This is a genomic window from Heliomicrobium gestii (assembly GCF_009877435.1).
GTDB lineage: Bacteria > Bacillota > Desulfitobacteriia > Heliobacteriales > Heliobacteriaceae > Heliomicrobium > Heliomicrobium gestii.
This window is the reverse complement of sequence record NZ_WXEX01000020.1, coordinates 12,487-29,965: the sequence shown is the minus strand read 5'-3', so window position 1 is coordinate 29,965 and position 17,479 is coordinate 12,487. Positions and strand designations below refer to the sequence as shown.

General features: G+C 61.0%; 19 protein-coding genes. All 19 read left to right on the top strand.

Features of this window, described 5'->3' with window-relative positions; all coding sequences use genetic code 11:
- The coding region (locus GTO89_RS17195; protein ID WP_207708937.1) for a hypothetical protein at positions 1 to 258 on the top strand (258 nt) is incomplete at its 5' end.
- A gap of 81 nt (positions 259 to 339) precedes the next feature.
- Positions 340 to 1,227: a 5-oxoprolinase subunit PxpB gene (gene pxpB / locus GTO89_RS17550; RefSeq protein WP_235920538.1), complete on the top strand. Its 888-nt coding sequence runs from the start codon at positions 340 to 342 to the stop codon at positions 1,225 to 1,227.
- Complete coding sequence (locus GTO89_RS16290; protein WP_235920540.1) at positions 1,133 to 2,050, top strand: 5-oxoprolinase subunit C family protein; 918 nt, start codon at positions 1,133 to 1,135, stop codon at positions 2,048 to 2,050. The genes pxpB and GTO89_RS16290 overlap by 95 nt, the downstream gene beginning before the upstream one ends.
- A gap of 3 nt (positions 2,051 to 2,053) precedes the next feature.
- Positions 2,054 to 2,818: a LamB/YcsF family protein gene (locus GTO89_RS16285; protein WP_161263161.1), complete on the top strand. Its 765-nt coding sequence runs from the start codon at positions 2,054 to 2,056 to the stop codon at positions 2,816 to 2,818.
- 311 nt (positions 2,819 to 3,129) lie between these two features.
- Complete coding sequence (locus tag GTO89_RS16280; RefSeq protein ID WP_161263160.1) at positions 3,130 to 3,567, top strand: HutP family protein; 438 nt, start codon at positions 3,130 to 3,132, stop codon at positions 3,565 to 3,567.
- 359 nt (positions 3,568 to 3,926) lie between these two features.
- Entirely contained in the window at positions 3,927 to 4,244 is a 318-nt protein-coding gene (locus tag GTO89_RS16275) for a P-II family nitrogen regulator (RefSeq protein ID WP_161263159.1), read from the top strand.
- A gap of 3 nt (positions 4,245 to 4,247) precedes the next feature.
- The gene (locus GTO89_RS16270) at positions 4,248 to 4,634 is read left to right on the top strand and encodes a P-II family nitrogen regulator (RefSeq protein ID WP_161263158.1); all 387 of its coding nucleotides are present in this window, start codon (positions 4,248 to 4,250) and stop codon (positions 4,632 to 4,634) included.
- A 33-nt stretch (positions 4,635 to 4,667) separates the two neighbouring features.
- Positions 4,668 to 5,522: a nitrogenase iron protein gene (gene nifH / locus GTO89_RS16265; RefSeq protein WP_161263157.1), complete on the top strand. Its 855-nt coding sequence runs from the start codon at positions 4,668 to 4,670 to the stop codon at positions 5,520 to 5,522.
- 47 nt (positions 5,523 to 5,569) lie between these two features.
- Positions 5,570 to 7,030 carry a nitrogenase molybdenum-iron protein alpha chain gene (gene nifD, locus GTO89_RS16260; RefSeq protein WP_161263156.1) on the top strand — a complete coding sequence of 487 codons (1,461 nt, stop codon included), beginning with the start codon at positions 5,570 to 5,572 and terminating at the stop codon, positions 7,028 to 7,030.
- Positions 7,027 to 8,469: a nitrogenase molybdenum-iron protein subunit beta gene (nifK, locus tag GTO89_RS16255; RefSeq protein WP_161263155.1), complete on the top strand. Its 1,443-nt coding sequence runs from the start codon at positions 7,027 to 7,029 to the stop codon at positions 8,467 to 8,469. The genes nifD and nifK overlap by 4 nt, the downstream gene beginning before the upstream one ends.
- Before the next feature lie 229 nt (positions 8,470 to 8,698).
- Positions 8,699 to 10,066 (top strand): nitrogenase iron-molybdenum cofactor biosynthesis protein NifE, encoded by a 1,368-nt coding sequence (gene nifE, locus GTO89_RS16250; protein ID WP_161263154.1) that lies wholly within the window; start codon positions 8,699 to 8,701, stop codon positions 10,064 to 10,066.
- Complete coding sequence (nifN, locus tag GTO89_RS16245) at positions 10,063 to 11,457, top strand: nitrogenase iron-molybdenum cofactor biosynthesis protein NifN (protein WP_235920537.1); 1,395 nt, start codon at positions 10,063 to 10,065, stop codon at positions 11,455 to 11,457. Before nifE ends, nifN begins: the two co-directional genes overlap by 4 nt.
- 13 nt (positions 11,458 to 11,470) lie before the next feature.
- The gene (gene nifX, locus GTO89_RS16240; RefSeq protein WP_161263153.1) at positions 11,471 to 11,863 is read left to right on the top strand and encodes a nitrogen fixation protein NifX; all 393 of its coding nucleotides are present in this window, start codon (positions 11,471 to 11,473) and stop codon (positions 11,861 to 11,863) included.
- A gap of 1 nt (position 11,864) precedes the next feature.
- Positions 11,865 to 12,131 (top strand): ferredoxin III, nif-specific, encoded by a 267-nt coding sequence (gene fdxB, locus GTO89_RS16235; protein WP_161263152.1) that lies wholly within the window; start codon positions 11,865 to 11,867, stop codon positions 12,129 to 12,131.
- A gap of 102 nt (positions 12,132 to 12,233) precedes the next feature.
- The gene (locus tag GTO89_RS16230; RefSeq protein WP_161263151.1) at positions 12,234 to 13,067 is read left to right on the top strand and encodes a radical SAM protein; all 834 of its coding nucleotides are present in this window, start codon (positions 12,234 to 12,236) and stop codon (positions 13,065 to 13,067) included.
- An 18-nt stretch (positions 13,068 to 13,085) separates the two neighbouring features.
- The gene (nifV, locus tag GTO89_RS16225) at positions 13,086 to 14,216 is read left to right on the top strand and encodes a homocitrate synthase (protein WP_161263150.1); all 1,131 of its coding nucleotides are present in this window, start codon (positions 13,086 to 13,088) and stop codon (positions 14,214 to 14,216) included.
- Positions 14,217 to 14,299: 83 nt separating this feature from the next.
- Positions 14,300 to 14,914 (top strand): hypothetical protein, encoded by a 615-nt coding sequence (locus GTO89_RS16220; protein WP_161263149.1) that lies wholly within the window; start codon positions 14,300 to 14,302, stop codon positions 14,912 to 14,914.
- A 252-nt stretch (positions 14,915 to 15,166) separates the two neighbouring features.
- Positions 15,167 to 16,150, top strand: a complete 984-nt coding sequence (locus tag GTO89_RS16215; protein WP_161263148.1) for a DMT family transporter — start codon at positions 15,167 to 15,169, stop codon at positions 16,148 to 16,150.
- Positions 16,151 to 16,304: 154 nt separating this feature from the next.
- On the top strand, positions 16,305 to 17,255 hold the full coding sequence (locus GTO89_RS16210; RefSeq protein WP_161263147.1) for a DMT family transporter: 951 nt from the start codon (positions 16,305 to 16,307) through the stop codon (positions 17,253 to 17,255).
- Positions 17,256 to 17,479 lie beyond the last annotated feature (224 nt).

Below are 17,479 nucleotides of genomic sequence, written 5' to 3'. Positions count from 1 at the left end.
AATTGCTGCTTTACGAATCCCCCTCTGTTCAGTTTTGATGGAGCGAGAAAAAGCATTGCCAGTTTGGCAGTGCTTTTTTGTTTTTCCATTCCACTGTCCAACGGAATCCTGAGAGCGCACTGTCAAGATGATTACGGCATGTCAGAGGGGAACCATCGTCGGGTGACAACAGTCATTCTAGCGAGAGTTGTTTTCTCGGAAATGAAAGGGAAACGGGAGGGAAGCGATCACATAGAAAAAATCGTTTCCTTCCCATAGATTTTTCGATACAATTTCTGCGAGAATAGTATATTTGTAATTACAGTAACAAACTGACAACATGGGGTTGAGCGAAGGTCAATGGAGAATTGCACAAAGGAACACAAGGTCCGGCTGTTGCCGATGGGCGACAGTTGTTGGCTCGTCCAGTTTGATCAGGAGATTTCCCCCGAGATCAACGGCAAGGTCCATGCCCTGGCGGCGACACTGGCACAGGGACAGCAAAGGTGGTTGCGGGAGATCGTTCCGACCTACTGCGCCTTGGCCGTTTATTACGATCCCTTGCAAATCGACGCCCATGATGTGGAATGTTACCTCTGGGCTGAGCTGTCGCTGCTGAAGGAAGGGCGCCATACCCTGTCCCTGACATGGGAGGTGCCGGTGCTCTATGGCGGCGAATGGGGGCCTGACTTGGCGCCGTTGGCGTTGCGGAGCGGTATGAAGCCCGACGAGGTGATCGCTCTTCACGCCGGCAAGACCTATCACCTGTACATGCTCGGCTTTGTGCCCGGCTTTTGTTATCTGGGGAAAGTGCCTGCCCGGATCGCCGCGCCCCGTCACGCCAAGCCAAGAAAGGCCGTGCCAGCCGGTTCGATCGGCATCGCTGGCGAGCAAACCGGCATCTATCCCATTGAGGCGCCGGGCGGCTGGCAGATCATCGGCCGGACGCCGGTCACCCTCTATGATCCGCGGTGGGAACCGCCGGCGCTCATGCGTCCCGGTGATCGGGTTCGCTTCCGTCCCATCGATCTCACCACCTACCACATATGGAGTCAAAAAAGCAAATCAGGCTGGCGACTGGCGCCGGTGGAGGGGACGAGCAGCAGTGACAGTGAAGGTCATCAAAGGCGGTTTACTAACTACCGTTCAAGATATGGGGCGCTATGGGCATCAGGCCTTGGGGATGCCCGTTGCCGGCGCGATGGACATCTTTTCATTGCAAGCAGCCAACCTGCTGGCCGGCAATAACCTCGTCGACGCTGCACTGGAGATCACGCTGGTGGGGCCGCAGCTGCGCTTCTTGTCGACAGCCGTCATCGCCGTGACTGGCGGCGACTTGTCACCGGCGTTGGACGGAAATCCGCTGCCCCTGTGGGAAAATGTCCTTGTCGAAGCCGGCAGCCTGCTGACCTTCGGCGCGCCGCGCTGTGGCTGTCGGGCTTACCTGGCCGTCGACGGCGGTTGGGACATCGAACCGGTTTTGGGCAGTCGCTCCACCTACCTGAGAGGCCAGATCGGCGGCTACCAGGGGCGGGCGCTCAAGGCGGGCGACATCCTAAAACGCCGTCAGGGGAAGGGCTTTCGCCAGATCGGCCATCGGGTGTTGCCGGTGGAATGGATTCCCCGTTACAGCTCCGATGTGACTGTCCGGGCCATCGCGGGGCCGCAGGCCGACGCCTTCTCCGTTGCGGCGCAGAAACGGTTTTATTCGGCCGATTATCGTGTCTCCCGGCTGTCTGATCGCATGGGCTACCGGTTGGAGGGGCCGCCGGTTCAATCGTCGCTCAAACAAGAGATGATCTCCGACGCCACCGCCGTAGGGTCCGTGCAGGTCCCCCCGGACGGTCAGCCCATCGTCCTGATGGCTGACCGGCAGACCACTGGCGGTTACCCCAAAATCGCTACCGTCATCACGGCCGATATCCCCCTCCTGGCGCAGGCGCAGGCCGGACACCGTGTCCGCTTCGTTCCGGCAACCCTCAACGAGGCGCGGGCGGCCTTGCGCCAGCAGGCCGAGATCCTTCGTTTGCCCGACATAGCCGGGCGACCGGCGCCGGTGGAGGTGTCTTGATCCATGCAGATCGATCTCAATTGTGACATCGGTGAAAGCTACGGCGCGTATCGGATCGGCTGTGACGCCGAGATGATCGCCGTCGCTTCATCGGTCAATATCGCCTGCGGCTTTCATGGCGGCGATCCGGACGTGATGGCGGCAACGGTGGCGATGGCCCTTCGGGCCGGCGTGGCCATCGGCGCCCATCCCGGCTTTCCCGACCTGGCCGGGTTTGGCCGGCGGGAGATGCGCCTGAAGCCGTCGGAAGTGACCCACCTGATGATCTATCAGATCGGGGCGCTGCAAGCCTTTGTGCGGGCGGCTGGCGGCCGATTGCGCCATGTCAAGCCTCATGGCGCCCTCTACAACATGGCTGCCGTCGATAGCGATGTGGCAACGGCCGTGGCCCTGGCAGTGCAGCGGGTCGATCCGGCGCTCATCCTCTACGGTCTAGCGGACTCCCGCCTGATCGAAGCGGCCAAAGGACTCGGCCTGACGGTGGCCCAGGAGGCCTTTGCCGACCGGGCTTATCGAGCGGACGGCGTCTTGGCGCCCCGCAGCGAGCCCGGCGCGGTGATCACCGATCCGGCAAGGGCGAGCGCCCAAGCGGTGGAAATGGCCCGAACCGGCCGCGTGCGATCCATTCAGGGAGATTGGATCCAAGTGAAGGCGGACACGCTCTGCCTGCATGGCGATAACCCGGACGCCGCCGCCGTGGCCAAGGCGGTGCGGACTGCGCTGGAGACAGCGGGGATCGACGTGACGGCTACCGTAATTCGGCCTTAAGCCAAATGTCTGGCAGGGTCAGTCAGATTCCGCCTGACCTAAAAAATAGTGGGAGACCAGAATCATACAGGCAAATGAAAACCTGCGATATGGAGAGATATTGAGGGATAATCGCAGTAAATATGTATTTATCAGCGATTTTTGCTTGTTTTTACCGGATGACAGGAAACGAAAACAAGGGTATGTTTATACCATCAAATCAATGGTTTCCCCGACACAGTGGCATCGACGCCATTTTGAAGTGAGCACTTCAAAATGGCGTTTTTATTTTTCCTTGTCTTTGTAAGAACGCGAAAAGGGGGACGTAAGAGATGAAGGCACCTGCCCAGGAGGGCAAACCCTCTTTAGAGCGCGCCGCCATGATGCTTGCCATGAGTGAGACGAGAGAAAAAGAATACCGGCTTCGCCAGTACTATGGAGAAGAGATGGGACTGACCTGCGTCGTCACCGAAGTGGGGGGCACTGTCAGCGCCTTGCAGAGCACCGGCAAACTGACGAACTCCGTCATCGCCGCTGCCATCAACGCCAAAGTGATTGAAAGCAAACCCGAGTCCGTCCACGCGGTGCTGCATGCCACCGTGGACGCTACGAAAGGGATTTTTCTCGAAACGGCAACCAACGCCAGCTTGGCCCTCAAAATTAGCGTCATCACCGACAGCAAATGGGTGGCTGTCGGCATCTTCGGAAAATCCTCCGTCCATCCCCTGACAGAACACAGCCGGGTGGGGTTGGGCTACATGCACCTCTAGGGCGTTAGTCTCGATAACATCGTTCCTCTTTTCCAATCAACCAGGATGATCAAATCAGATAGACCAAATCTCAGCGGGTCCTTTAGCGGAGTGAGCGGCACGAGTAGAGCCTGAGAGCAGTCAGAGAACAGTAGAGCAGCGGTTGCACAACTTCATCAGGAAAATGGGCGCCAACCCTTATGCGGGGCTGGAGTGTGTTCAGCGGATAAGAGAGCCTTTGGTCAACAAAACCAAGGGCTCTTTCTGTTTCTCCGAAGGGAGTTTTTTCCCGACCACGTAAGGAGGTGATGCCCTCGGTTTCCCTGACCGGTTCCCCAACCCGTCACTACCCCCAAAACGAAAGAGGAGGCGTTGATTCCATGAAAATGATCCGTGCCATCATCCGGCCGGAAAAAGCCGAAGTCATCGCGGAGGCCCTGGCCCAGGAGAACCTGACCTCCCTCACCAAGATGCATGTCTTCGGTCGCGGCAAAACCAAAGGGATGCGCATCGGCGATGTCGTCTATGACGAATTCCCCAAAACGATGATCCTGATGGTCGTCGAAGACGAATGTGTCGAAAAAGCCGTCGACATTGTCATTGAAGCCGGCAAAACCGGTTCCATGGGGGATGGCAAAATCTTTGTCACCCCGGTGGAAGAAGCCTACACCGTACGTACGGGGGCAAGGGGGTTGTAATTTATGAAGGAAATCGTCGCCTTCATCCGGCGCCACCAAGTGCCGGCTACAAAAAAGGCCCTGGAAGAGGCCGGTTTCCCGGCGCTCACCATCCAGAGCGTCGAAGGCCGGGGCAAACAAAAGGGCATTGGCGGTTGGGCCGCCGAGGTCGACCCGGAACTGAACCAATTCACCTCCACGGCCCTGCAAAGCATGGAGCCGGAGATCAAATGGATTCCCAAACGCATGCTGACCATCATCGTCCAGGACGATCAGGTGCCTGCGGCCGTTGACGCCATCATGGCAGCCAACAAGACCGGCCACATCGGCGACGGAAAAATCTTCGTCTGTCCCCTGGAGGAAGTCGTCCGCGTGCGGACCCAAGAGCGTGGTTCCGAGGCCGTCATCTAATACCATTCACGGAAGACTGAAGGAGGAGTTCCCATGCGGCAGATCGCCATTTACGGAAAAGGTGGCATCGGCAAGTCCACCACCACCCAGAACACCGTTTCCGCTTTGGCGGAGATGGGGAAGAAAGTCATGATCGTCGGCTGTGACCCCAAAGCCGACTCGACCCGTCTGATTCTGCACTCCAAAGCCCAGGCCACGGTCATGGATCTGGCTCGTGAAAAGGGCACCGTGGAAGACCTGGAACTGGAAGACGTCCTCCTCACCGGTTTTGCCGACATCCGCTGCGCCGAATCGGGCGGTCCCGAACCTGGCGTCGGCTGCGCGGGCCGCGGCGTCATCACCGCCATCAACTTCCTCGAAGAAAACGGCGCCTACACGCCTGACCTGGACTATGTGTTCTATGACGTTCTCGGCGACGTCGTCTGCGGCGGTTTCGCGATGCCGATCCGCGAAAATAAAGCCCAAGAGATCTACATCGTCACCTCCGGCGAGATGATGGCCATGTACGCCGCCAACAACATCGCCCGCGGCATCCTCAAGTACGCTTCCGCCGGTAAAGTCCGTCTGGGTGGCCTGATCTGCAACAGCCGCAAGACCGACAAGGAGTATGAACTGATCGACGAACTGGCTCGGCGCCTCAACACTCAGATGATCCACTTCCTGCCCCGCGACAACCAAGTCCAACGGGCTGAGCTGCGCCGGATGACCGTCATCGAGTACTCCCCCGATCATCCGCAGGCCGACGAATACCGCACCCTGGCCAAAAAGATCGATGAAAATAAAAAACTCGTCATCCCCACGCCGCTTACCATGGACGAACTGGAAGAGCTGCTCATCCAATACGGCATCCTGGAAGACGAAGAAACGGCGGCCGCCAAACTCGGCTAAAGCGAGGGGTACCATCCCCACTTTTGAAAGGAAAGAGGTGTAGCTTCATGGCTGAACAGCAAGACCAGAAAGGGTGCGCCACTCGCGAGATGGTCGATGAGGTCCTCGCGGCGTATCCCGATAAGGCGCAAAAGATGCGCGCCAAGCACATCACCGTCAAGGAAGAGGGCTGCGCCTCCTGCTCGATTCGCTCGAACTCGAAGACAGTCCCCGGCCTGATGACGGCACGCGGTTGCGCCTACGCCGGCGCCAAAGGCGTCGTCTTCGGACCGGTGAAAGATATGGTCCACATCTCCCACGGACCCGTTGGCTGCGGCTACTACTCCTGGGGCAACCGCCGGAACCTGGCGGAAGGCACCCTGGGCGTCGATAACTTCGTCCCCTTCCAATTCACCTCCGACTTCAGCGAAGGCGACATCGTCTACGGCGGCGACAAGAAACTCGAACAACTCTGCCGGGAAGTCAAGGAGCTTTTCCCGACCGTCAAAGGCATCTCCGTCATGTCCGAGTGTCCCGTCGGCCTTATCGGTGACGATATCGAGAGCGTCTCCAAGCGCATGAGCAAGGAACTGGGCATCCCCATCGTTCCGGTGCGCTGCGAAGGCTTCCGCGGCATCAGCCAATCCCTCGGTCACCACATCGCCAACGACGCCGTGCGCGACCATTTGCTGGCCAAAAAGGAGCGTCCCGATCCCGGCCCCTATGATGTCTCCCTCATCGGTGACTACAACATCGGCGGCGACGCCTGGGCCTCCATCAAGATCCTTGAAGAGATGGGCCTCAAAGTCCGCAACACCTGGACCGGCGACTCCACCATCGAGATGCTGCAAACGGCTCACCAGGTGAAGCTGAACCTCATCCACTGCTACCGCAGCATGAACTACATCTGCAAGCACATGGAAGAGGAGTACGGGATCCCCTGGCTGGAGTTCAACTTCTTCGGCCCCACCAAGATCAAAGAATCGATTCGCAAAATCGCCGCCTTCTTCGATGAGACCATCCAGGAGAAAGCGGAAGCGGTCATCGCCAAGTACGACCCGCTCATGCAGGCCACCATCGAAAAATACCGCCCGCGCCTGGAAGGCAAGAAGGTCATGCTCTATGTCGGCGGCCTCCGTCCCCGCCACGTCATCGGCGCCTATGAAGACCTGGGCATGGAAGTCGTCGGCACCGGTTACGAGTTCGCCCACAAGGACGACTATGACCGCACCTTCCCGATGATGGGCGACAACACCGTCATCTATGACGATGTCACCGCCTACGAGTTCGAAGAGTTTGTCAACCGCATGCGGCCCGACCTGATCGGTTCCGGCATCAAAGAAAAGTACGTCTTTGAAAAGATGGGCTATCCCTTCCGCCAGATGCACTCCTGGGATTACTCCGGCCCCTACCACGCCTATGACGGCTTCCCCATCTTCGCCCGAGACATGGACATCGCCCTGAGCAGCCCCACCTGGGGACTGGCGAAGGCGCCCTGGCAAAAAGACGCGAAGGAGGTGCGCAAATGAGTGAGAACACCTGCGCCTGCACGCAACCCAAAGAAGAAGTGGCCGAATGGCTGAATTCCGTGGAGTACAAAGAGAAGAACTTTTCCCGCAAAGCCTTGGCCATCAACCCCTCCAAAGCCTGCCAGCCCCTTGGCGCCCTCCTTTGCGCCCTCGGCATCGACGGCTGCCTCCCCTTCGTCCACGGTTCCCAAGGCTGCGCCGCCTACTTCCGCAACACCTTGAACCGTCACCTGCGCGAACCGGTGCCCACCGTCTCCGACTCGATGACAGAAGACTCGGCCGTCTTCGGCGGTCAAGCCAACCTGATCGAAGGCCTGAAAAACGCCTACCAGATCTACAAACCCCAGATGATCGCCGTCTTCACCTCCTGCATGGCCGAGGTTATCGGCGACGACCTGAACGCCTTTATCACCAACGCCCGCAACGCCGGCTCCGTGCCCCAGGATTTCCCCATCGCCTATGCCCAGACGCCCTCCTTCGTGGGCTCCCACATCACCGGTTGGGACAACATGTTCAAAGCCCTGCTCCAGTCCCTGGCCGACCCGCGCCATGGCCGGTGGACCAACGGCCGCCTCTACGTCGTGCCCGGCTTTGACGCCTACCCCGGCAACCTGCGCGAATACAAGCGCCTCGTGTCATCCATGGGCATCCCCATGACGATGCTGCCCGACGCGAGCGAAGCCATGGATTCGCCCCACACCGGCGAGTACCAGATCTACCCCGGCGGCACGCCCATGTCCGAACTGGCTGACGCCCTGAACGCTTCCGGCTTCATCTTCATGCAGCGCTACTCCACCGTCGGCAGCTTCAAGTTCGTCAAAAACGTCCAGAAGATCAACACCGAAGTGGTCACCATGCCCATCGGAATCGGCAACACCGATAAGTTCCTTATGGCCCTCCATGAGATGACCGGCAAGCCGATCCCGGCGGAACTGGAAAAAGAACGCGGCCGCGCCGTCGACTCGGCCACCGACGCCCACCAGTACATCCATGGCAAACGCTTCGCCATGTTCGGCGACCCCGACCTGCTCCTCGGCCTCACCGGCTTCCTGCTCGAAATGGGCGGCATCCCCGCGCACATCGTCTGTACCAACGGCAGCGAGCAATTCCGCAAGGACATCCAAGCGGTGCTCGATGCCAGCCCCTTCGGCAAGGACTGCGGCGTCCACATCGGCCGCGACCTCTGGCACCTGCGCTCGCTGTTGATGACAGAACCCGTCGACATGCTGATCGGCGACTCCCACGGCAAGTTTGACGCCAAAGACGCCAACATCCCCCTGGTTCGCATCGGCTTCCCGATCATGGACCGCGTCAACCTGCACCGCAGCCCCATCGTGGGCTACCAAGGCGCCATCAACCTGGTCACCATGATCGCCAACACCTTCATGGATCAAACGGACCGGACCTGCCCGGACCGCCTCTTCGAACTGATGCGCTGATCGCCCGCAGGGACCATGGGTGGAAGAAGCTCCGGTGGCGGGAAGCCGCCGCCGGAGGCCAGCCCCCGCCGTCGCCGGAAGCAGCCCCCAACGAAGCGATCAGCGTAAGCGAACCTGTCAGACCAAGTCGACCAAGCAGAGCAAGGCCCTTTGGCCAACGAAAAGGGCGATTGTTCCGCTCAAGAAAATCCAAATCGCCTGAGAAAAAGTGGAATAGGGGGTGCCGCCGGTGTTCGTCAATCTGTCCAAGTTAAACCTGCGCGAGGCCTGTCCGCTCACCGACAAGGGAGCGCCCAAGCTCTGCATGAAAGCGCTGCCCGGGGAAGGCGCCGAGCGTTCCTGCGCCTTTGACGGCGCCCGGGTCGTCCTCATGCCGGTGACCGACGCTGCCCATGTCGTCCACGGCCCCATCGCCTGCGCCGGCAACTCCTGGGATAACCGGGGCGCTCGCTCCTCGGGAGCGCAGCTTTACCGCCGGGGGTTGACGACCGACCTGATGGAGATGGATGTCGTCTACGGCGGAGAGAAAAAGCTCGTCCAGGCCATCATTGAAATTGCCGCGAAACACCGGCCGAAAGCTGTTTTTGTCTATGCCACCTGTGTGTCCGCCCTGATCGGCGACGACCTGGAGGCCGCCTGCCGGGAGGCGCAAAAGCAGGTTCCCGTTCCCGTCATCCCTGTCAACGCCCCCGGCTTCCTTGGGGACAAAAACATCGGCAACCGGGTGGCCGGGGAAGTCCTTTTCCGTCAGGTCATCGGCACGGCCGAACCGGAGACGACCCACCCCTTTGCCATCAACTTCATCGGCGAGTACAACATCGCCGGCGACCTCTGGGGGATCACGCCCTCGCTCGAGGCCATCGGCGTCAAGCTCCAATCCTGCATCAGCGGCGACGCCCGCTTCGATGACCTGCGCACGGCCCACCGGGCCAAGCTGAACATCCTCGTCTGCTCGAAGAGCCTGACCAACCTGGTCAAGCAGATGGAGAAAAAATACGACATCCCCTACATTGAAGGCTCCTTTTACGGCATCCATGACACGAGCAACACCCTGCGGGCCATCGCCCAGGCCTTCGGCGACGCCGGCCTGATCGCGCGGGCCGAAGCCCATATCCGGCAAAAAGAGGCCGAGACGCGGGCCCTCATCGCGCCCTACAAAGAAGGGCTGGCAGGCAAGCGGGCCGTCCTCTTCACCGGCGGCGTCAAGACCTGGTCCATGGTCACCACCTTGAAGGAACTGGGCATCGAGGTTCTCGCCGGCGGCACCCAGAACTCGACGCCGGAAGATTTCCTGCGCATGAAGGCCTTGATGGACCCGAAAGCCCAGATCATCGAAGACACCAGCGCCGCCGGATTTCTGACCTTGATCAAGGAAAAGAAGCCTGACCTGATCGTGGCGGGCGGCAAGACCAAGTACCTGGCCCACAAGACGCGGACCCCTTTTCTCGACATCAACCATGGACGAAGCCTGCCCTACGCCGGCTATGCCGGCATGATCACCTTCGCCAAAGCCGTCGCCCGCACCGTCTTCAGCCCCGTGTGGGAAAAGATGCGGCAACCCTTTCCGCCCATTCCGGCAGGAGGTGACATCCGATGACCGCCGCAACGATGACGATGCAACAATCGCTCGCCCATGCCAACGCCGACATGGCGACGATGGCGTCCGCCACCGCCGGCACCGGCAGCGACACCGGAACAAAGGGCAGCGCCATCCCAGTCCAGACGCCGCGCAGCTACACGGGAAACCCCCAGAAAAACAGCCCTGCCCTGGGCGCCACCTTGGCCTATATGGGGGTCGACGGGCTGTTGGCTCTCCTGCACGGATCCCAGGGATGCTCCACCTTCATCCGGCTCCAACTGTCGCGCCATTTCAAAGAACCGGTGCCCCTCAACTCAACGGCCCTATTGGAAGACACGGCCATCTTCGGCGGTTGGGAACACCTCAAAAAGGGCATCGCCAAGGCTGCCGACAAGTTCAAGCCCCGCATCATCGGTGTCATGAGTTCGGGACTCACGGAAACCTTCGGCGATGACATGGAAAGCGCCTGGTCCACCTTGCGGCAGGAACGGCCCGACCTAAGCGACCTGCCGGTGGTGCTCGCCAAGACACCCGACTACATCGGTTCCTTGCAGGAAGGCTACCAACGGACCGCCCGGGCCCTTGTGGAGACGCTGGCCAAGGACCCGGCGCCGAGAGAAGAACAGGCGGTCGCCCTCTTTCCCGGTGTTCACCTCACTCCCGCTGACGTGGAAGAACTGAAAGACATGGTGAGCCTCTTCGGCCTGACCCCGCTGGTCCTGCCTGACATCTCCACCTCCCTGGACGGCCACTCGGAGCTCGACCCGGCGCCGGTCGTGCAGGGCGGCATCCCCCTCGAAGACATCCGCCGCATCCCCGGCTGTGTCGCCGCCTTCTCCTTCGGCCCAAGCATGGCTGTCGTCGGCGAAGCGCTCCAACGGATGCACGGCGTGCCCCATATGGCGATTGGCTCCCTCACCGGCCTGGAGGCCGTCGACGTCTTTGTCCTGAAACTTTGCCAAATCTCGGGACGGCCCGTGCCGGAGCGGCTGCTCCGGCAACGAAGCCGCCTGTTGGATACACTGGCCGACTACCACGACCAGATCGGCCAGAAAAAAATCGCCCTGGCCCTCGAATCAGACCTACTGATCAGCCTTGCCGGTTGTCTCGCCGAGTTTGGCGCCGTGATTCAGACGGCCCTCGCGGCCACCGCGCCCGACCCGAGCGCCGTCCCTGAAGGGATCCCCGTCGTCGTGGGCGATCTGGAACACCTGGAGGAGACGGCTGCCGGAAGCCACTTGATCATCGCCAACTCCAACGCCCGCCAGGCGGCCATACCCCTGAAAATTCCCCACCTGCGTGCCGGATTGCCTGTCTTTGACCGGGCTGGCATGGCGCAGACGGTGTGGATCGGCTACCGGGGAACCCAGCGATTTCTCATCGACTGCCTGAACGCTATGGCCGTATAAGGAGGCGCCGCCCATGCTTGTCGCGTTTTCTACCGAAAGCCAGACCCGGATCGACGCCCATTTTGGACTCGCCCCGGCCTTCGCCCTCTACGATGTCACCCCCGAGGCGATCACCGCGAAGGGCTTCGTCTACTGTCCCCAAGAGTTCGCTTCCGACGCCGACAAAGAGGATAAAGTCGAAAGCCGCATGCACATCCTACGCGGCTGCGCCGTCGTCTACTGCACCAGCATCGGCGGCCCCGCGGCGGCCCGGCTCGTCCAGAGCGGGATCCACCCGCTGAAAGTGCCCGAAGGGACGCCCATCGAGGGCGAACTCAACCGATTGCAAACCCTGCTGGCCGGATCACCGCCGCCGTGGCTGCGCAAACGGCTCCAACAAGAAAAAATGACCAAGGAGGACGAGTGATATGGCCTATTTTACCGGAGTGACCTATGGCGGTCAGGAATGGACCCCCAAATTCGTCGAAACGATCGATCCCATGAAATGCATGGGTTGCGGCCGCTGCATCAAGGTCTGTTCCCAAGGCGCCCTCGGCCTGGACACCTACATGGATGAAGACGACATGCAGCGCATGATCTCCGTTATCGCCGACAAGGACCGCTGCATCGGCTGCCAGGCCTGTGGCAAGAGCTGCGCCAAGCGCTGCCTCACCTTCGCGCCGAAGGAGATCTAAGGGCGAGGGTGAACAAGCCGATAAAAAGCGAACCGTTCCAACGATGCGTGAATAAATGAACGCCTAGAACGCCCAAAAAACGATGAGGAAGAGGTGTGAAACATGGGCTGCCTCGGATCTTGTGAAGGAAACCAAAAAGAATCGACCGTACGTCACCCCTGTTTCTCACCTCAGGGTCACGGCAAAGCCGGGCGCATCCACCTGCCGGTGGCGCCGAGTTGCAACATCGGTTGCGGATACTGTGTGCGTAAATTCGATTGCGCCAATGAATCCCGCCCTGGCGTCACGAGCCGGGTGATCACGCCCGAGCAGGCGCTCTGGCGCGTCGAACAGGCGCTGGCTTCCGACATCGGTCCCTACCTCAATGTCGTCGGCATCGCCGGTCCGGGGGAACCGCTGGCCAATGAAAACACCTTCAAGACCTTCCGCCTGCTGCAGGAGCACCACCCCCACCTGATCAGTTGTGTCAGCTCCAACGGCCTGCTGCTCGCCGACCGCCTCGCCGATCTGGTGAAGCTCAATGTTTCTCATGTCACGGTGACCATGAACACGCTCGATCCGGCCATCGGGGCACGCATCTACCGCCATGTCATCTGGCAGGGACAACGGCTGACCGGAGAAGCAGGCGCCGCCCTGCTGATCGAACGGCAATTGCTGGGCATCCAAATGGCCGCCGACGCCGGCCTGACCGTCAAAGTGAACACTGTCGTCATCCCGGGCCTCAACGACGACAGGATTGAAGATCTCGCCCGGGAAGTGAAACGGCGGGGAGCGGCGCTGCTCAACCTCATGCCTCTGATCAACCAGGGTGATTTTGCCGATTGGGCGCCGCCGACACCGGCGACGCTGCAAAAGCTCCAACAGAAAGCGGCGGCCATCCTGCCTCAACTCGCCCACTGCCGCCAGTGCCGCGCCGACGCCATCGGATTGATATAAGGGTAGGGGGGCGTTCGCATGCGCCAACGGGTTTGGATGATGGATACGACGCTGCGCGACGGCGAGCAGACGCCGGGCGTCGCCTTTTCCCCGCAGGAAAAGGAACTGCTGGCCCGCCATTTGGCCGAAGCGGGCCTCCATGAAATCGAAACGGGCGTGCCGGCGATGGGCGAAGACGAGCAGGAGTCCATCGCCCGCATCGTCAAGTTAAACCTGCCGGCGCGGGTGACCACCTGGAACCGGGCGGTCATCGCCGATCTGGAAGCGAGCCTCAAGTGCGGCGTCCACAGTGTCGCCATCTGCCTGCCCTGCTCCGATCAGCACATCACCCAGAAGCTGCGCCAGAGCCGCCCGTGGATCCTGGAGCAGATGGGCGAGTGTGTGCGCCGGGCCAAGGCCGAAGGCCTCTACGTGGTGATCGGCCTGGAAGACGCCAGCCGGGCCGATCCGCAGTTCTTGATTCAACTGGGCCTGGAAGCGGAGCGCCTGAAAGTGAACCGCTTGCGCGTCTCCGACACCCTGGGCATCCTCGACCCGATCCGCACCTTTACCCTCTTTGACCGCCTGACCACGTCGCTGTCGATTCCCCTCGAGATTCACGCCCACAACGACCTGGGCATGGCCACGGCCAACTCGATCGCAGCCGTTCAGGCCGGCGCCAAGGCCGTCAGCGTCACCGTCTGCGGCCTTGGCGAGCGGGCCGGCAACGCCCCTCTGGAAGAGGTGGCCCTGGCCTTGCGCCAGTGCTGCGCCGCCGATACGCGCATCAAGCTGGACCAACTGCCGGCGCTCTGCCGGCTCGTCAGCTGGTCCACACGCCGGCCCATCCCCTTTTCCAAGCCTGTCGTCGGTCGCGACGCCTTTACCCACGCCTCGTCCATCCATGTCGACGGCTTGCAGAAAGACCGCTCCAATTACGAAGCCTACCCGCCCGAGTATGTGGGCCGCCGTCATCGCATCGTCCTCGGCAAATACAGCGGGCGCAAACCCCTCGTGGAACTGTTGCGAGCCCAGGGCCGCGACCTCGATCCGGAAGGGATGAATCAACTGCTCCAAAACGTGCGCCAACTCAGCCAGGTCCTGAAACGTCCCCTGCGCCAGCACGACATCCTGGGTCTGGTGGCCGGCGAACGGTCGTCCTCGTCGTAACCGCGGTTCCTGTTGTCACCTTCCGACCGTCTCTGGAATACATTGCCACTGAAAAAACCAACCGGTGGCAAGGAGAGATGGTCATGGATTACCTTTACCCTGGATCGCCCGCCTATCGGCCCATGATGTGCGACCGACTGCGCGCCATGGTCGGCGAAGAGATGACCGCCGAGGTCCGTCATCCTGACGGCATGCGCAGCTACACGGGGCGTCTCGTCTCGGTGGGAGACGACTACATCGAACTGGAGATGGAGGATGTCCGGGCCACAGCCCAGGCGGACGACGGGATGGCGACGGAAGTCATGGCGGCTGCTCCGGGAGTGGCCGACGATGGAACGAGCGATTTTGGAATGACCGATTATGGAACTTCCGAATATGGAATGACCGATTATAGAATGCAGGAGTACGGAACAGCCGAACCGGTGATGGCCGAACTGGCGATGGACGAACAGGGCTTCGCCGAACCGGTGAGCGCCGGCGAGGCGATGACCAACGAGGCCATGACCGGCGACGCGGTCATGGCGATGGCGGGCGACAATGTTCAGGCGCAACAGTTTTTTTACCCGCCCTACCGGGTTCCTTACCGCTATCCCTACCGGTACCCCTATCCGTACCCCTACTTCGGCCCAGGCCGGTTTTACCGCACCTTCATTCCCATTTTCCTCTTGACTTCGCTGCTGGCCCGCCCTGGCTATTAATCGACACCAGCCATTCAAACAGGCTGGCGCCTGTCGATTTTCCATATGGCCCTCGGTGATGCTGACCCATGGAGTTCCCTCACCCTACCCCTTGCGGCCCCTATAGGCCGGCGCCCGGAATTGAGCATTCCGGGTGTTTTTTTATGTCTTTTCGGGCTTTCCGGGACGCTTCTCAAAAAAAGGTGTATAATCAAATTTTAGACGAAGTCCGCTTGTCGGTCACCGATGATCAAGCACAAGGAGATAGCGCAGATGGAGGCCCATCATCCCGTAAAAACCTATCTGAAACTGATCCTGACGACCTGTTTCTGGGGGGGCACCTTCGTCGCCGCCAAGCTGGCGGTCCAGGAGGCGCCGCCCTTTTATTCGGCCACCTGCCGGTTTACCGTGGCCGCTTTGGTGCTCTTTGTCCTCGTTGCCCGGGAGGCCTACAAGCCGGGAGGAGAGGGCCGCATCCCCTACCCGAAGGGATGGCGCCAAATCCTCGGTCTCTTCAGTCTCGGCCTGACCGGGATTTTCTTTTACAACGCCTGTTTTTTCACCGGCCTCAAATGGACGACGGCGGCCAACGGCTCGCTCGTCGTCGCCATCAATCCGCTGGTCACCGCGCTGTTCTCGGCCCTGTTGCTGAAAGAACGGATTCGGCCCCTCCAGGCGGCCGGCTTTTTCCTCTCCTTCATCGGGGTGGTCACCGTCGTCTCCCGCGGATCCCTGGAGGTGTTGCGCGGGCTGACCTTCAACCCCGGCGATGTGATCCTGCTGGGGGCGCCCCTTTCCTGGGCGCTGTACTCGGTCCTGGGAAAAAAGATGCTCGGCCAGTTCTCGCCATTGGTGGCCACCGCCTATGCCACCCTCTTTGGCACGGCGCTGCTGCTGCCGGCCGCCCTCATTGAGGCCGCCCGAGTCGGAACGACGGGCGGATTTTCCGGGATCGGCTGGCTGGCCATCTTGCAACTGGCCCTGCTGGGGACGGTGCTGGGCTTTGTCTGGTGGTACGAGGGCGTCAAAACCATCGGCCCTGGCCCGTCGGCCATCTTCATCAATCTCGTGCCCGTTTTCGCCTTGATCTTCGGCGTCCTCATTCTCCATGAACAGGTGGCCTGGCCCCAGCTTGCCGGCGGCGCTCTGGTCATCACCGGCGTCCTGACGGGGACAGCGGCGGCGAGCGCCGCGCCGAAAGGACAAGCGAGCCCGCCCGGTGAGGCGGCCCTGGTGAAGCCGGCGAGGCAGGGATGAAGAGTCGAAGTCGAGGCCCCATCGGGAAAAGGCAAGCATCCGCACCGGAGACGTCAGAAAAATCGATGCCCTAGGCGCTGCTTCACTGTGACAGGCGTTGCGCGCGGCGCAGTCAACTCAAACCATGACCGTACAAAACCGGAGGGAATCGCAAATGGGCCCCATTCTCGTGATCATCTCCGCCCTGGGCTTCGGCTCCATGGCGATCTTTGCCGCCATCGCCTACAATTACGGCGTCCAGGTGCCGACGGTGCTTGCCGTTCGCTTCTGCCTGGCGGCGGCGCTGCTCTGGGCGATCGTCATCGTCCGCAGGGAGAACTACCGGGTCGACCGAAAGACCCTGGCCGGGTTGTTCCTGTTGGGGGCTGTCGGTTACGGCAGCATGTCCTTTTTCTTTTTTACAGCCGTGCAGCGGTTGACGCCCGGTCTGGCGGCGCTGCTGCTGTACACCTACCCGGTTCTCGTTTACGTGCTCTCTTTGCTCTTGGGCCGTGAGAAAGCCGGCTGGGCGAACCTTAGCGCCCTTACCGCCGCCGCTGTCGGGACGGTCCTCGTTCTCGGCGCCTCCCTGAACACAGTCGCTTTCGACAGCATCGGTGCAGCCTTCGGGCTGAGCGCCGCGATCATGTACTCGGCCTACCTGCTGATGGGCGCCCGCATCGTTCAGGGCGTCTCCCCGCTGGTGACGACGGCCTACATCTGCACCTTCGCCGCCCTCGTCTTCATCGTGTGCGGCCTCTTCTCGGGCGATCTGCGCCTTGACATGCCGGCGGAAGCCTACGGCGCCATCCTGGCCATCGCCGTGATCTGCACGGCCGTGGCCATATTGGCGTTGATGGCCGGCATCGAGCGCGTCGGCCCGGCCCAGGCCTCCATCATCAGCACCGTTGAGCCGGTGTGGACCGTCTTTTTGTCCTACCTGATCTTCGGCGAGCGCCTCAACCTCTCCCAGATGGGCGGCGGCGCGCTGATCCTGCTGGGCGTGGTGATCTTGCAGGCCTTTCCCTCGAAGCCCTTGCCGGTGGGCGGGGAAAGTCGGCGCGGCGACCGCCGGCGGGATGGGATCGAAAGCCCGGCGACAGGCCCCCGCGAAGGGTCGATCTGAGGGCATCGTCATCAATGAATCGCATAATCGAATCACATAAGCGAGTCCACGGTGTGTTGAAGCCGGCCAAAGGGATTTGACCGCCAGAGGAAGAGCGGAACAAAAGAATAGAAAATCCATCGGATTCTAGGGAATTGCCATCTCCCGTTCTTGTCCGCACCCGATGGATCATGTAAAATATAGGGGTAGTCACTGAGCGACTACCTTTTTTACATCGTTTTGGG

Coding starts and splice junctions, on each gene's coding strand:
- pxpB (WP_235920538.1), top strand. CDS start 340: ATGGAGAATTGCACAAAGGAACACAAGGTCCGGCTGTTGCCGATGGGC.
- GTO89_RS16290 (WP_235920540.1), top strand. CDS start 1,133: ATGGGGCGCTATGGGCATCAGGCCTTGGGGATGCCCGTTGCCGGCGCG.
- GTO89_RS16285 (WP_161263161.1), top strand. CDS start 2,054: ATGCAGATCGATCTCAATTGTGACATCGGTGAAAGCTACGGCGCGTAT.
- GTO89_RS16280 (WP_161263160.1), top strand. CDS start 3,130: ATGAAGGCACCTGCCCAGGAGGGCAAACCCTCTTTAGAGCGCGCCGCC.
- GTO89_RS16275 (WP_161263159.1), top strand. CDS start 3,927: ATGAAAATGATCCGTGCCATCATCCGGCCGGAAAAAGCCGAAGTCATC.
- GTO89_RS16270 (WP_161263158.1), top strand. CDS start 4,248: ATGAAGGAAATCGTCGCCTTCATCCGGCGCCACCAAGTGCCGGCTACA.
- nifH (WP_161263157.1), top strand. CDS start 4,668: ATGCGGCAGATCGCCATTTACGGAAAAGGTGGCATCGGCAAGTCCACC.
- nifD (WP_161263156.1), top strand. CDS start 5,570: ATGGCTGAACAGCAAGACCAGAAAGGGTGCGCCACTCGCGAGATGGTC.
- nifK (WP_161263155.1), top strand. CDS start 7,027: ATGAGTGAGAACACCTGCGCCTGCACGCAACCCAAAGAAGAAGTGGCC.
- nifN (WP_235920537.1), top strand. CDS start 10,063: ATGACCGCCGCAACGATGACGATGCAACAATCGCTCGCCCATGCCAAC.
- nifX (WP_161263153.1), top strand. CDS start 11,471: ATGCTTGTCGCGTTTTCTACCGAAAGCCAGACCCGGATCGACGCCCAT.
- fdxB (WP_161263152.1), top strand. CDS start 11,865: ATGGCCTATTTTACCGGAGTGACCTATGGCGGTCAGGAATGGACCCCC.
- GTO89_RS16230 (WP_161263151.1), top strand. CDS start 12,234: ATGGGCTGCCTCGGATCTTGTGAAGGAAACCAAAAAGAATCGACCGTA.
- nifV (WP_161263150.1), top strand. CDS start 13,086: ATGCGCCAACGGGTTTGGATGATGGATACGACGCTGCGCGACGGCGAG.
- GTO89_RS16220 (WP_161263149.1), top strand. CDS start 14,300: ATGGATTACCTTTACCCTGGATCGCCCGCCTATCGGCCCATGATGTGC.
- GTO89_RS16215 (WP_161263148.1), top strand. CDS start 15,167: ATGGAGGCCCATCATCCCGTAAAAACCTATCTGAAACTGATCCTGACG.
- GTO89_RS16210 (WP_161263147.1), top strand. CDS start 16,305: ATGGGCCCCATTCTCGTGATCATCTCCGCCCTGGGCTTCGGCTCCATG.